Genomic DNA, 432 nt, shown 5'->3' with positions numbered 1-432 from the left:
GTCGCCTTCGAACGAAAGGTGGCTTAAACGAGCACTTGGGGCGGCACTAAAACGCGACAGGTCCACTAAAGCGTTTTAGGCGTGGCGAGTTGAGTGAAGCAGCACTACTTGAGATAATGAAACTGCCGCAATAGCCGCTAAACCAACTCTACAGCATTCGCCAACTGTTCTGCGTTTACGTCAATGTAGCGTTGTGTTGTAGCAATGCTGCTGTGTCCAGCAAGTTCTGCAAGCACACGCACTCCAACGCCTTTGCTTGCCAAGCGTGTAATAAACGTGCGTCTGCCGCTGTGTGATGTTGCGTGTTTAAGGCTACACTGTTGGAAGATGTGTATGAGCAGTTGGCACATTGTGTTGGCGCTAAAGAAACTGAAGTGGTCCGGCAAATTCGGACAGCGTGCTAAGATGTATCCAACCCGATTGAATGGATAC

At 49.8% G+C, this 432-nt stretch carries 1 pseudogene; it reads right to left on the bottom strand.

The window, feature by feature from the left end:
• Positions 1–137: 137 nt before the first annotated feature.
• Positions 138–365 (bottom strand): annotated as a pseudogene (locus tag FAP39_RS17420) (tyrosine-type recombinase/integrase); the annotation flags it as partial.
• Positions 366–432 lie beyond the last annotated feature (67 nt).

Source organism: Shimia litoralis (assembly GCF_005518135.1).
GTDB lineage: Bacteria > Pseudomonadota > Alphaproteobacteria > Rhodobacterales > Rhodobacteraceae > Shimia_E > Shimia_E litoralis.
The sequence above is the reverse complement of the archived record's forward strand: the minus strand, read 5'-3'. Positions and strand labels throughout refer to the sequence as shown.